Genomic DNA, 13,183 nt, shown 5'->3' on the forward strand with positions numbered 1-13,183 from the left:
CGGTGATTTCAGTATATTCCGGGGATTTGTGCCCCTTCGTTGCCATGATATTTTCCCTGACCCGCTTAGAGTTGTTGCAACGGGCAGCCAGTTTTATTAATCTGCCCAAGTTTTAGGCAACTGGAAATCCTTCATGTCATTGCAGATTGGTTCTGTGCATGTGCCAGAGAATGTCATTCTGGCACCTATGTCAGGTGTGACTGACCTTCCATTTCGGCAGCAAGTCCGCCATTTTGGCGGCCATCTTGTTGTGTCTGAAATGATTGCGTCAGACGCCATGACGCGCATCCAGCGCCATGAGAAGGAAGTCCGCAAGATGCATGGCGACTGCTCGGCCGAAAGCCCGCTTTCAGTCCAGCTTGCCGGTACGGAGCCCGAAGAAATGGCCGAAGCTGCGCGCATGAATGAAGCGCGCGGTGCCATGATCATTGACATAAATATGGGCTGCCCGGCCAAGAAAGTGACCAAAGGTTATGCTGGCTCCGCACTGATGCGCGATGAAAAGCTTGCCGCAGACATTATTGAAGCGACGGTCAAGGCGGTTTCCGTTCCCGTAACGCTCAAGATGCGATTGGGTTGGGATGACGACAACCGGAATGCGCCGAACCTTGCTCACATTGCCGAAGACCTTGGCATTGCAATGCTGACCATTCACGGGCGCACACGCTGCCAGTTCTATAAGGGGGAAGCGGACTGGGATGCGATTGCCCTGGTAAAAGAAGCGGTCTCTATCCCGGTTATCGGTAATGGTGACGTGAATAGCGAAGAAGACGCTGCTGAATTGTTGCGTCGTTCTGGTGCAGATGGCGTGATGGTGGGCCGCGGTGCGCAGGGGCGCCCATGGTTCCTTAGTCAGGTGTCGCATTATCTGAAAACGGGGGAAAAGCTTGCTGCACCGTCATTGGCAGTACAGCTCGAAACCATCCTGCGTCACTATGATGCAATGATTGATCATCATGGTCGACAGGGTGTGCGCATCGCACGCAAACATCTGGCGTGGTATTGCAATTCGTTGCGCAACGCGACGGAATTTCGTCGCATTGTCAATGTGCTGGATAATCCGGTGGAAGTAAAAGATCAGGTGCGTGCTTTTTACGAACCGCTGATCGAAAATCAGATCAAATACGATCAGGCCGCAGCCTGATCACTTAATAACAATAATTTGGCGATAAGAACTGACGTCGTCGGGGAAGAATTGAATGAGACTGGGATTTGGAAAAGGCAACGGGGTTGATCCGACCGGCGTTCTTAACGCGATCGCAAGTGCGGTCGTCGTTGCGAACCGTGACGGCAAGATCAAGTTCGTTAATCAGGCAACCGAACAGCTGTTTAATACCAGCTCAAGCGTTTTGTGCCGAAGCGACCTGACAGACTTTATTCCGGCAGACAGCCCAGTCTTTTCGTTGATAAAGCAGGCGATTGATGAAGCAACATTGGTTGCAGACCATAACCTGCTGATCGAAAGCCCAAAGATTGGCAAGCATACAGTTAACCTGACTGTGGGTTCCATGCCCGATGACAGCGATTGCGCTGTTCTGACGTTTGAACCGCGCTCGATCGCCCAAAAAATTGATAACCAGCTGCTTAGCCGTAACTCGGCGCGCTCGGTCAGTGCGATGGCGGCCATCCTGGCCCATGAGATCAAGAACCCGCTTTCGGGCATTCGTGGGGCTGCACAGCTGCTTGAACAAACCAGTAATGAAGATGACCGTGTTCTGACCCGTCTGATTTGTGATGAAGCTGACCGTATTGTCGAGCTTGTTGACCGGATGGAAATCTTCTCGGACAAACCGCTGGAACGCGGTGCGGTCAATATTCACACTGTGCTGGAACATGTCCGCCGCCTGGCTGAAAACGGATTTGGCAAAAATCTGGTGTTCGAAGAAGTTTACGATCCGTCTTTGCCGCCGGTATTTGGTAATCGTGATCAGCTTATACAGGTATTTTTAAATCTGGTTAAAAACGCGGGCGAGGCGGTTGATCCGCAGGATGGCACGATCACCATCTCAACCCGTTATCAGCACGGTATTCGATTGGCTGTTGCGGGTGGTGATGCGCGCGTTCATTTGCCATTGGTCGTGTCAGTACGTGACAATGGACCGGGCATTCCACCAGACATGCGCGAAAGCCTGTTTGATCCGTTTGTGACGACCAAGCCGACCGGGTCGGGCCTTGGCCTTGCACTGGTTGCAAAGATCATCAATGACCATGGTGGTGTGATTGAAGTAAAGGATGTGCCGGGGGGCGGCGCAGAATTTCAAATCATGCTGCCGATCTATAATCGTGCGCTGGCCGAGGAGGTCAGTGAACCTATAATAATCAATAACAGGGAACAAACCGCATGAGCACGAGCCCTGCAAGAATTCTCGTCGCCGATGATGACCGCGCGATCCGCACCGTTTTGACGCAGGCCTTGTCGCGTCAGGGGCACGAAGTGCGCAGCACCGGTCATGGTCGCACCCTTTGGGATTGGATCGCCGATGGGGATGGTGATCTGGTCATTACCGATGTCATGATGCCTGACGAGAACGGTCTTGATATGGTGCCGCGTATTCGCAAGCTGCGCCCGGACCTTCGCGTGATTGTCATGAGTGCGCAGAACACGCTTATGACAGCGGTCAAGGCTGCCCAGCGTGGTGCGTTTGAGTATCTGCCAAAGCCGTTTGATCTCAATGAGCTGATGGGCATTGTTGATCGTGCGCTTGAAACGCCGCAGGAAAGTCAGGCAGGAAAATCCGGCGATGACGAGGGCGATGATCGCCTGCCACTGATTGGCCGTTCGGCGGCCATGCAGGAAATTTACCGCGCCCTTGCACGCCTGATGAATACCGACCTGACCGTCATGGTGACCGGTGAAAGTGGTACGGGTAAGGAACTGGTTGCGCGCGCACTTCACGAATATGGTGGACGCCGTCATGGCCCGTTCGTTGCGATCAATATGGCGGCTATCCCGCGCGAGCTGATCGAAAGCGAACTGTTCGGCCACGAGAAGGGTGCCTTTACAGGTGCAAACGAACGCAAGGTCGGCCGTTTCGAACAGGCCGAAGGCGGAACTCTGTTCCTTGATGAAATCGGCGACATGCCGCTTGAAGCACAGACCCGTTTACTGCGCGTTTTGCAGGAAGGTGAATATACCCGTGTGGGCGGCAGAACCCCAATCCGCGTGAATGTCCGCATCGTTGCTGCAACCCACCGTGATCTGCGCAAGCTGATCCGCGAAGGCACGTTCCGCGAAGATCTGTTCTATCGCCTTAATGTCGTGCCTATCCGTTTGCCTTCGCTGCGTGAGCGTCTTGAAGATATTCCGGAGTTGGTCAATCACTTCTTGATGCAGGCGAGTGAAGAGGGCCTGCCGCGCAAGACCCTCTCGAACGAAGCAATGGCGCGCCTTAAGGCGCATCGTTGGCCTGGTAACATCCGTGAACTCGAAAACATGGTGCGTCGTCTGACGGCACTTTATTCGCATGATGTCATCGGCGTTGATGTCATCGAGACCGAGTTTTCCGAAAACAATGTCAGCGAAGCCGCACCAAGTGCCGAGCCGCAATCCTTGTCGGAATCGATTGAACGTCACGTACGCGAATATTTCGATGCCCATGATGATGATCTGCCAGCCAATGGCCTTTACGACCGTATTCTGCGCGAAATGGAACGTCCACTTTTGAATGTGACGCTTGAAGCAACGCGTGGCAATCAGGTTAAAGCGGCCGAGGTTTTGGGTCTAAACCGAAATACGTTGCGCAAGAAGATCCGTGATCTTGGACTGGAAGTCGTCAGGGGCACGAAATGAATAATACCGACCGTTCGATCTCCAACCGTTTCTTGCGGTCGGGCTTTGTACGGTTTCTGGGGCGGCTGGGCCAGTCACGGCGCTTTGCGTTTGGATTGGTTGCCGCGGCCCTTGTATCGGTAACTGCGACCTATCTTGCGATGACCGGGACGGCGCCGTTTCGTCCCGATCCACGGTTAATCCTGCTGCTGTTAAACATCGATCTTGTACTCGTGTTGCTTCTCGCAACGCTGGTTGCGCGCAAACTTGTTCAGATTTGGGTAGAACGCCGTCGCGGTGTTGCCGGGGCAAAACTTCATACCCGTATGGTTTTGATGTTTTCGCTGGTGGCTGTGACCCCAGCGATTGTCGTTGCCGTATTTTCTGCACTCTTCCTGCATTTCGGTATTCAGGGCTGGTTCAGCGACCGCATCCGCACGGCTGTTGAAGAAAGTATGGTGATTGCTGATGCGTATCTTAAGGAACATCAGGAACTGATCCGTGCAGATGTTTTGGCCACCACCAGCGATCTACAGCGCTTTGGGGTTAACTTCTCTACAAGTTCAGAACGTATTTCCGACCTTCTGACCGATCAGGCTCTGGCGCGTGGATTGCCGGAAGTCATGATGATTGATGGCACCGGGCAAATCCTTGCGCAATCAGAATACAGCTTTTCTTATGCAACCGATCAGGCATCCATTCCGGCGGAGGTCTATGACGAAGCGCGTGAAAAAGACGTCGTTCTGATGATCGGATCGAGCGACAACCGCATTCGTGCACTGGCGAAAATTCCAAGCTTCATTGATGCATTCCTTCTGGTGGGGCGCTTTGTTGATCCAAACGTTCTGGATCGCATCGATAAGGCACGCCGTGCCGTTGATGCTTATGAAAGCCTTGAGGGGGAACGTTCAGGCATCGTCATCACGTTTGTGATGATCTTCGTTCTGATCTCGGTCGTGTTGCTTCTAGCGGCTGTCACGCTTGGTCTTATGGTCGCAACCCGTTTGGTGCAGCCTGTATCACAGCTGATCACAGGTGCCGAACGTGTTCGTGATGGCGATCTGTCATTCCGAGTACCACTTGACGGGCAGGGGGATGAGCTTGAAGCCCTAAGCCGTGCCTTCAACCGCATGACAGCGCAGCTTGAAACCCAACGTAACGAGCTGATCGCAGCCAACCGTCTAAATGATGAACGCCGCCGTTTCACCGAAGCCATTTTGGGTGGTGTGACCGCAGGCGTGATTGGCCTTGATCCGGAACGCAAGATTGATCTTCCAAACCGAAGTGCGTCTGATCTTTTGGCAATTGATCTTGATGGCTATCTTGGCATGGAACTTACGGAAGTTATTCCAGAGTTTCTGCCTTTGTTTGACGATTTCGGCCGGGATGGCGATCGCAGCAAACCGCGCCAAATTGAAATTCGCCGGGACGGCGTCAATCTAACACTTCTGGCACGTGTGACAGCGGAATGGGCCGATGATGGCACTGTTTTTGGCTATGTCGTAACATTTGACGACGTGACAGAGCTTCAAACCGCACAACGTATGGCGGCCTGGGCCGATGTCGCGCGTCGCATTGCGCATGAGATCAAAAACCCGCTGACCCCGATCCAGCTTTCGGCAGAGAGGCTGAAGCGCAAATATCTCAAGCAAATCAATGATGATCAGGACGTTTTCAAAACCTGCACGGATACGATCATTCGTCAGGTTTCCGATATCGGCCGCATGGTTGATGAGTTTTCAAGCTTTGCGCGAATGCCGTCGCCCAAAATGCGCCGTGAAAACATCAGTGATCTGGTGAAAAGCGCAGTCTTCCTACAAAAGCAGGCCCATGTCGACATCACCTACGATTTCGATCGTAAGGGGATCGAGGATCTGCAAATTTCATGCGATGCCCATCAAGTTAACCAATGCTTGATCAACACCCTTAAGAATGCTGCTGAGGCTATTGAAGGGCGCGAAAAACCCGAAGTTGGTGAACTACCGCCGGGCAAGATCGAGATTTCGATCACGGTGTCACCGAACAATCAACATGTGTTCGTGGCGGTATCTGATAATGGTAAGGGACTTCCGGCAGAGCATCGTGAACGCCTGACAGAGCCATATGTCACAACCCGTTCCAAGGGAACCGGGCTTGGCTTGGCGATCGTCAAGAAAATCATGGAAGACCATGGTGGAGAGCTTATACTCTCTGACGGCGTTGAAAGCGGGGCTACGATTACGCTATCTTTCCCGCAGGCCATTGAGGCCGATATTGATGGTGTGGCTCTGAACGCGCAGTCCTCAGGCAATTGATAAAATTGCCAAAATCGTAACAAAAACAAAGATTGATTTGGTCACGACATGGCGCACGACATTCTTATTGTCGATGATGAACAAGACATCCGGGCACTGATATCGGGGATTCTCGAGGACGAGGGGTACACCACCCGTCAGGCTGGGTCGAGCCAAGGCGCGCTGGCCGAGGTTGCTGCGCGCCGCCCAAGCCTTGTGGTGCTCGACATCTGGATGGATGAAAGCGATCATGATGGGATCGAGACGCTTAAGCTGATCAAGCGCGAACATAGCGAAGTTCCTGTCGTGATGATTTCTGGTCACGGTAACATCGAAACCGCGCTTGAGGCATCGCGTATTGGTGCTTACGACTTCATCGAAAAACCGTTTAACACCGACCGCCTTTTGATGGTGGTAGAGCGTGCAATTGATGATGCGCGCCTGCGCCGGGAAAACCGTGAGCTGACCCTTAAAGCCGGTGGGGATACCGAACTTGTGGGAAAGTCCTCGGTGATCAACAACCTGCGGCAATCCGCTGAACGGGTTGCGCGGACCGGAAGCCGCGTGTTGATCCATGGCCCTGCAGGCTCTGGCAAAGAAGTTGTTGCCCGCCTGATCCATCAAAAGTCGGCCCGCGCTGAAGCACCTTTTGTTGTGCTTAATTGTGCAAATATTTCACCGGAAACAATGGAAGAAAGCTTGTTTGGCGCTGTTGCCAATGCAGACCGCGAAGCGCGCACCGGCGTTCTCGAACTTGCTCATGGCGGTACACTTCTACTTGATGAAGTGGCTGATATGCCATTGGAAACGCAGGGAAAGATTGTCCGCGTTTTGCAAGATCAGACATTTGAACGCGTCGGCGGAGCTGTTCCGGTCAGCGTTGATGTTCGGGTAATTGCGACAACGGCGCGCGATCTGGAACAGCGCATTGCTGATCAGACTTTCCGGCAGGATCTTTATTATCGTCTGAACGTCGTGCCACTTGAAGTACCTTCGCTTCAACAACGCCGCGACGATATCCCGGAACTGGCTGAAACCTTCCTGGAACGTTATGCGGATGCCACCGGTCTGCCAAAGCGTAAGCTTTCACCCGAAGCAATGGCAACGCTTCATGCCTATGACTGGCCGGGTAATGTCCGTCAGCTGCGCAACGTGATCGAACGTTTGATGATCATGTCACCGGACGAAGACAAAACCGATCTGATCAGCGGCAAAATGTTGCCGTCCGAACTGTTTTCCGATGTGCCAACATCGCTTAGCTTTGACAAAACCAGTGAAATCATGGCATTGCCGCTGCGTGAAGCACGCGAAATGTTTGAAAAAGAATATCTCCAGACCCAGATCGACCGTTTCGGAGGCAATATCTCCAAGACGGCGAGTTTTGTCGGGATGGAGCGATCAGCATTACATCGCAAGCTGAAAAGCCTTGGTGTAAACGGGCAATAAGCCCAATATCACCTCGGACTGATGTAAACGGGAGAATACAGCATGAAGGTCATCATTTGCGGCGCCGGGCAAGTGGGATTCCACATTGCCAAATATCTGGCTGCGGAAAACAATGATGTCACCGTAATCGACCAGTCCGAAGAGCTGGTGCGCAAGATTTCCGATACGCTTGAAGTCAAGGGTATCATTGGCTTTGGCTCACACCCTGATGTGCTTCAGCAGGCGGGTGCGGATGAAGCAGACATGCTGATCGCTGTGACCTTCGCCGATGAAGTCAACATGACGGCCTGTCAGGTTGCGCATTCGCTGTTTAACGTACCGACGAAAATCGCGCGTATTCGTAGCCAGACGTATCTGCAGCCGGAATGGGCCAGCCTGTTTGGCCGCGAAAAGCTTCCGATCGATGTCGTCATTTCGCCGGAAATGGAAGTTGCACGCGCGGTTGCGCGACGTCTGCAGGCGCCCGGTGCGTTCGACATGATACCGTTTGCCGATGACAAGGTCAAAATCCTCGGTCTGCGTTGCAATGAAGATTGCCCGGTGATCAACACGCCATTGCGCCAGCTCCATCAGCTGTTCCCGGATCTTAACATCTCGATTCTTGGCATGATCCGCGATGACAAGGCCGTCTATCCCAAAGGTGACGACCAGATGCTCGCCGGTGACCTGGTCTATTTGGCGGTTTCGAGCGATCAGGTTGATCGTGCAATGTCCGCCTTTGGCCACGAAGACCCCGAAGCACGCCGTATCGTGATCTTTGGTGGCGGCAACATCGCGCTTTTCCTGGCTGAAGAGATTAATAAAAACTTCCCGGGCGTTACCACGCGTTTGGTGGAGGCCGATCCGGAACGGGCACGCTACGTTGCGCAGAAGCTGCCAAAGAAAAGCGTTGTTTTGCGTGGTGATGTGCTTGATCCCGAATTGCTTGAAGAAGCCAATGTCGGCAATGCTGAGGCAGTAGTCGCACTCACAAATGACGACGAAACCAACATTCTCGCGTCACTTCTGGCAAAACGTTATGGCTGCCCACGTGCGCTGACCTTGATTAACAAAAGCACTTATAACTCGCTGGTGTCCGAGCTTGGTGTCGACGTTGTGATCAGCCCGCGTATGACTACGGTGTCTACCATCTTGCACCATGTGCGTCGTGGTCGTATTCGCGCGGTGCATAGCCTTTCAGAGGGCTTTGGCGAGGTTCTTGAGGCAGAAGCACTTGAGACAGCCCCAATCGTTGGCAAGGCAATCAAAGATATCTCGATGCCGGCCAGTGTAGTGTTTGGGGCGATCCTGCGCGATGGCGAAGTTGTCATGCCGCGCGCCAACACCGTGATCGAGGCCAATGACCGCATCGTGGTCTTTGCCGGGTCGGAGCAAATCAAGAAAGTCGAAAAAATGTTTGCTGTCCGGTTGGAATATTTCTGATCGGGCAGGGGATTTCGGTATCCTCATACAAATAAATTCGATCGTAGCCACCGGAAGTTTAAATGTCTGACAAATTGCCCCATGCACCAAAAGCCGTGATTTTTGACTGGGATAATACCCTTGTTGATAGCTGGGGAACCATTCAGGCGGCGCTGAACATGACCTTTGACGATTTCGGCAAGGATCGTTGGACGCTCGAAGAAACCAAGCAACGCGTCGCCCGTTCTTTACGTGACAGTTTCCCGGTTTTGTTTGGTGAAGATCGCTGGGAAGCGGCCAAAGACAGTTTCTATGCGCATTTCAGATCAATCCATCTCGAAACCCTGACACCGCTTGCCGGGGCTTATGATCTTTTGTGTGCGTTGCGTGATAACGGCACCTATATCGGTGTTGTCAGTAACAAGAATGGTGACTTTCTACGCAAGGAAGCCGACCACCTTGAATGGACACCGTTTTTTGGCAAGATCATCGGCGCAACCGATGCTGCCAATGACAAACCAGCCGCTGATCCGGTCCATATGGCAATGGGCGACTCTTCGGCGCCGCAATATGAAATCTGTGGTTTGTTGGTGATAGCGTGGTCGATATTCAATGTGCGCGCAATGTCGGAGCCACTGCAATCCTGATCGGCGATGAAATTACCGGTCACAGCGACACGCAGAATTCCGCAACTCTTAGCCCTGATTGGCATTTCGCCGATTGCGAGGCGCTGGTAAGGGTTGTAAAAAGCTTCTCGAAAGTCTTATAGTTCAGACAGGTCATTAAAAATGGGGCCGGAATCGTGACGGACCTGAAAGTCGACGGTTCCACATTTTCCTTGACCGCCCGAAACCAAAAAAACGCTCATAAAAGAAGGCTAGGTCTAACCAATGGCGGAAAAATCACAAAATGTTCAGGACGTATTCCTGAATTATTGCCGTAAAAACAAAACGCCGGTTACCGTGTTTCTGGTCAACGGAGTCAAATTGCAGGGTATTATCACCTGGTTTGACAATTTCTCTGTTTTGCTGCGGCGCGATGCTCATACCCAGCTCGTGTACAAACACGCGATCTCGACGGTAATGCCGACGACCCCGATCAAGTTGTTTGATCCGAGCCAGCCTGCGACGGAAGAAGAAAATAGCTGACAAATCTCTGACTTCGGGGGGCGGCGATGCGCCAGAAGCTCCCCGGGTCCTGGTTTTCCATCCGGAACTAAAACGCGCCGACCATACTGCGTCGTGGCGTGATGCTTCTTCGCGTCTGGCTGAATCAGTCAGCCTGACCGGGGCATTGGAATTTGAAGTGGTGGGCGCGGAAATCGTGCCCGTCGCAAAACTGCGTCCTTCTACCTTGTTTGGTAAAGGGGTGACAGAACGGCTTGGCCTTCAGGTCAAAGCCGAAGAAGCCGACATTGTCATGATCAATGGCCAGCTGACACCGATCCAGCAACGTAACCTGGAAAAAGAGTGGAAGTGCAAGGTTATTGACCGTACCGGCCTGATCCTTGAAATCTTTGCCGATCGCGCGCGCACCCGTGAGGGACGTCTGCAGGTACAACTGGCATTGCTGAGCTATCAGCGATCCCGCCTTGTTCGCACCTGGACGCACCTTGAACGTCAGCGTGGTGGTCGCGGCTTCCTGGCAGGCCCTGGTGAACGACAGATCGAGATTGACCGTCGCTTGATTGGGGACAAGCTTGCCAAGCTTCGGCGCGAGCTTGAGGAAGTCAAACGTACGCGTGAGCTTCACCGCGAAGCGCGCCGTCGTGTGCCTTACCCGATTGTAGCCCTTGTTGGCTATACCAACGCCGGTAAATCGACGCTGTTCAATCAGTTGACCGTGTCTGAGGTCTTTGCCGAGGACATGCTGTTCGCAACGCTTGATCCGACCATGCGTGGTTTGAACTTGCCAAGCGGGCGCAAGGTCATCATGTCTGATACGGTGGGGTTTGTTTCTGATCTGCCGCACGATCTTGTTGCAGCTTTCCGGGCAACGCTTGAAGAAGTTCTTGAAGCAGACCTGATTGTTCATGTCCGTGATGCTTCTTCGCCAGAGTCCGAAGCCCAGAAACTTGATGTGCTTGAGGTCCTTAAGGAACTTGGTCTTCAAAAGGCTATCGATGGTGAAGAGCTTGTCGAGGCACTGAACAAGATTGATCAGCTTGAAGGCGAAGACCTGCAGGCGGTTCAGGAATATTCGGCGCGCTATGACAACACCATCGCAATTTCGGCCGTTAAGGGCACGAATTGCACGGCGTTGCTTGAGCTGATCGAAGATCGCCTGACCGAAGACATGCCGGTGTTCGAGCTGTGCGTTCCATATTCGGATGGCAAATCCTTGGCCCGTCTATACGAGCAAGGCGAAGTCCTTAAACGTAATGAAGGTCAGGACGGCATTTCCATTCAGGTACGTGTGGACATCACCCGCGTTGGCCGTTTCGAGGACTGGTGTGCCAAAGCCGGTCTTGAAGTACACGCGGTTTGAGGATCAAAAAGAAGGAGAAGCCGCGTGGCGATCAAAGTCGATATGGATAAAGTTACCGGGATCATCCGGGACGTATCGGCAACTGAGATCGCCCCGCGCTTCGGCCAACTTGATGATAGCGATATCGACACCAAAACCCACGCCCTTGATCTTGTCACTATCGCCGATACCGAAGCAGAACGTGTTCTGACGGATCGATTGACCGCTCTTTTGCCCGGTAGTCGTGCCTTGGGAGAGGAAGCGGCACATGCCGACCCAACTCTGCAAGCGCGCGCCTTTGCGTCTGGTGATCGAATCTGGATTATTGATCCGGTTGATGGAACCAAGAACTTTGCCCATCATCGCCAGCCGTTTCGCTGTATGGTCGCGCTTTATGACGGGTATGAAACCGTTGCGGCCTGGATCATCGATCCCATCACCGGTGCGGCTACTGTTGCTGAAAAAGGATCGGGGACCCGATGTGACGGTAAACCTGTGGCGGTTCGTTCGAGCATCACCAAACCATCAGACGCCAAGGGATTTTTGATTTCCTACGCACGTGATCGGCTTCGCAAGCATTATGGTCGTCTCGATTTCTTTGCCGAAATCGATCATCTGTCATGTTGTGGTGCCGAGTACGAAGATCTGGCGCATGGAAAGTTTGATTTCTGTGCTTATCGTACGCTCAAACCTTGGGATCATGCGCCTGGAACGTTACTTGTGCGTGAGGCAGGTGGTGTGGCGCGCTATATCTCCACAGATGCGAACAACGAATATAATGCCAACACCAAGGCCCCGGGATTGCTTTGCGCCAGTTCCGAGGAGTTATGGGCAGAATTAAATCAGATCCTGCTGCCCTTGTTCTCAAAATGATGGCGGGCCAAGACCGCAAGATTTGTCAAATCCACGCGTGCTAGCGTTTTCGGACTGCACCACATATTGCACGAGAGAACGATGAACAAACTCCATGCCCAGAAATCCTATCAGGAACGCCTTGCCAGAGTGCAGGCGCATATCCACGATCATCTTGCCGACGAACTTGATCTGAATAAACTGGCCGAAATAGCCTGCATGTCCCCAACCCATTGGCATCGCATCTATCACGGTGTGTTTGGGGAAACGATTGCTGCCACGGTAAAACGTGTACGCCTGCATACAGCCGCGGGCATGTTGGCCAACAGCGCGATTGCGATTGACGATATCGCCAAGCGTTGCGGATACCCCAACCTGCAGTCTTTCACACGCATTTTTTCAGACAGTTACGGCATGCCACCTGCGCGTTATCGCAAGGAAGGCAGCCACAAGCAGTTTCAAAATGCGCTGGAGGAACAGGGCGCTGTGACCTCCGGCCCATGGGAGGTTGAAATTCGCAAGGTGCCTGAGATGACGCTTCTGACGATCGATCATCATGGGGATTTCATGCAAATCGGCGAAGCGTTTGATCGGCTGTTTGGTTGGCTTGCCGTACGCAACCTGATCACGCCCGATGCCCGACTGATTGGTGTTTATCACACTGATCCTGACAGCTACCGCGAAGAAGACCTGTTTTCGAAGGCCGGGGCGTTGCTAAAAGATGCAGGTTCCGTGGCACTTGAAGCACCAATTGAACGGACGATTGTTGCATCCGGGCGATATGCCTGCCTGCACTACAAGGGCCCGTATGCTGATATGAAGGCGGCCTATTTGTGGTTATTTGGCAAATGGTTGCCGCAGTCTGGTGAAGAGGCGTGCGAAGGTCCGGTGTTTGAGGAATATCTCAACAACCCGCGCGAAGTTGCACCGACGGAGCTTCTGACAGAAATCTATATGCCGCTTGAAGGATAGCGGC

At 53.0% G+C, this 13,183-nt stretch carries 12 protein-coding genes; all 12 read left to right on the top strand.

The annotated features are described in order from the left end of the window. The first annotated feature begins 133 nt into the window (after positions 1-133). The 12 genes from dusB (at position 134) to ACMZ66_RS17015 (ending at position 13,179) form a co-directional block, all read left to right on the top strand. Positions 134-1,144 carry a tRNA dihydrouridine synthase DusB gene (gene dusB / locus ACMZ66_RS16960; protein ID WP_416938923.1) on the top strand — a complete coding sequence of 337 codons (1,011 nt, stop codon included), beginning with the start codon at positions 134-136 and terminating at the stop codon, positions 1,142-1,144. Between the two features lie 55 nt (positions 1,145-1,199). Continuing rightward, positions 1,200-2,345 carry a two-component system sensor histidine kinase NtrB gene (locus tag ACMZ66_RS16965; protein ID WP_416938925.1) on the top strand — a complete coding sequence of 382 codons (1,146 nt, stop codon included), beginning with the start codon at positions 1,200-1,202 and terminating at the stop codon, positions 2,343-2,345. Beyond that, a complete protein-coding gene (ntrC, locus tag ACMZ66_RS16970; protein WP_416938927.1) occupies positions 2,342-3,790 on the top strand; it encodes a nitrogen regulation protein NR(I) in 1,449 nt (482 codons plus the stop codon). The genes ACMZ66_RS16965 and ntrC overlap by 4 nt, the downstream gene beginning before the upstream one ends. After that, on the top strand, positions 3,787-6,063 hold the full coding sequence (locus tag ACMZ66_RS16975) for an ATP-binding protein (RefSeq protein WP_416938929.1): 2,277 nt from the start codon (positions 3,787-3,789) through the stop codon (positions 6,061-6,063). The genes ntrC and ACMZ66_RS16975 overlap by 4 nt, the downstream gene beginning before the upstream one ends. 48 nt (positions 6,064-6,111) lie before the next feature. Continuing rightward, complete coding sequence (locus ACMZ66_RS16980) at positions 6,112-7,488, top strand: sigma-54-dependent transcriptional regulator (RefSeq protein ID WP_416938930.1); 1,377 nt, start codon at positions 6,112-6,114, stop codon at positions 7,486-7,488. Positions 7,489-7,530: 42 nt separating this feature from the next. Further along, entirely contained in the window at positions 7,531-8,910 is a 1,380-nt protein-coding gene (trkA, locus tag ACMZ66_RS16985; RefSeq protein ID WP_416938932.1) for a Trk system potassium transporter TrkA, read from the top strand. A gap of 62 nt (positions 8,911-8,972) precedes the next feature. After that, positions 8,973-9,536, top strand: coding sequence for an HAD family hydrolase (locus tag ACMZ66_RS16990; protein WP_416938934.1), 564 nt, complete (start codon positions 8,973-8,975; stop codon positions 9,534-9,536). Further along, positions 9,488-9,658: a hypothetical protein gene (locus ACMZ66_RS16995; RefSeq protein ID WP_416938936.1), complete on the top strand. Its 171-nt coding sequence runs from the start codon at positions 9,488-9,490 to the stop codon at positions 9,656-9,658. The genes ACMZ66_RS16990 and ACMZ66_RS16995 overlap by 49 nt, the downstream gene beginning before the upstream one ends. 121 nt (positions 9,659-9,779) lie before the next feature. Beyond that, the gene (gene hfq / locus ACMZ66_RS17000; RefSeq protein WP_008891082.1) at positions 9,780-10,037 is read left to right on the top strand and encodes an RNA chaperone Hfq; all 258 of its coding nucleotides are present in this window, start codon (positions 9,780-9,782) and stop codon (positions 10,035-10,037) included. A 7-nt stretch (positions 10,038-10,044) separates the two neighbouring features. After that, positions 10,045-11,376, top strand: a complete 1,332-nt coding sequence (gene hflX / locus ACMZ66_RS17005) for a GTPase HflX (protein WP_416939187.1) — start codon at positions 10,045-10,047, stop codon at positions 11,374-11,376. A 24-nt stretch (positions 11,377-11,400) separates the two neighbouring features. Continuing rightward, complete coding sequence (locus ACMZ66_RS17010; RefSeq protein ID WP_416938938.1) at positions 11,401-12,228, top strand: inositol monophosphatase family protein; 828 nt, start codon at positions 11,401-11,403, stop codon at positions 12,226-12,228. An 81-nt stretch (positions 12,229-12,309) separates the two neighbouring features. Next, positions 12,310-13,179, top strand: coding sequence for an AraC family transcriptional regulator (locus tag ACMZ66_RS17015; protein ID WP_416938940.1), 870 nt, complete (start codon positions 12,310-12,312; stop codon positions 13,177-13,179). The last annotated feature ends 4 nt before the right edge of the window (positions 13,180-13,183 follow it).

It is taken from the genome of Thalassospira sp. (assembly GCF_048059015.1).
In the GTDB taxonomy this organism is placed as follows: domain Bacteria; phylum Pseudomonadota; class Alphaproteobacteria; order Rhodospirillales; family Thalassospiraceae; genus Thalassospira.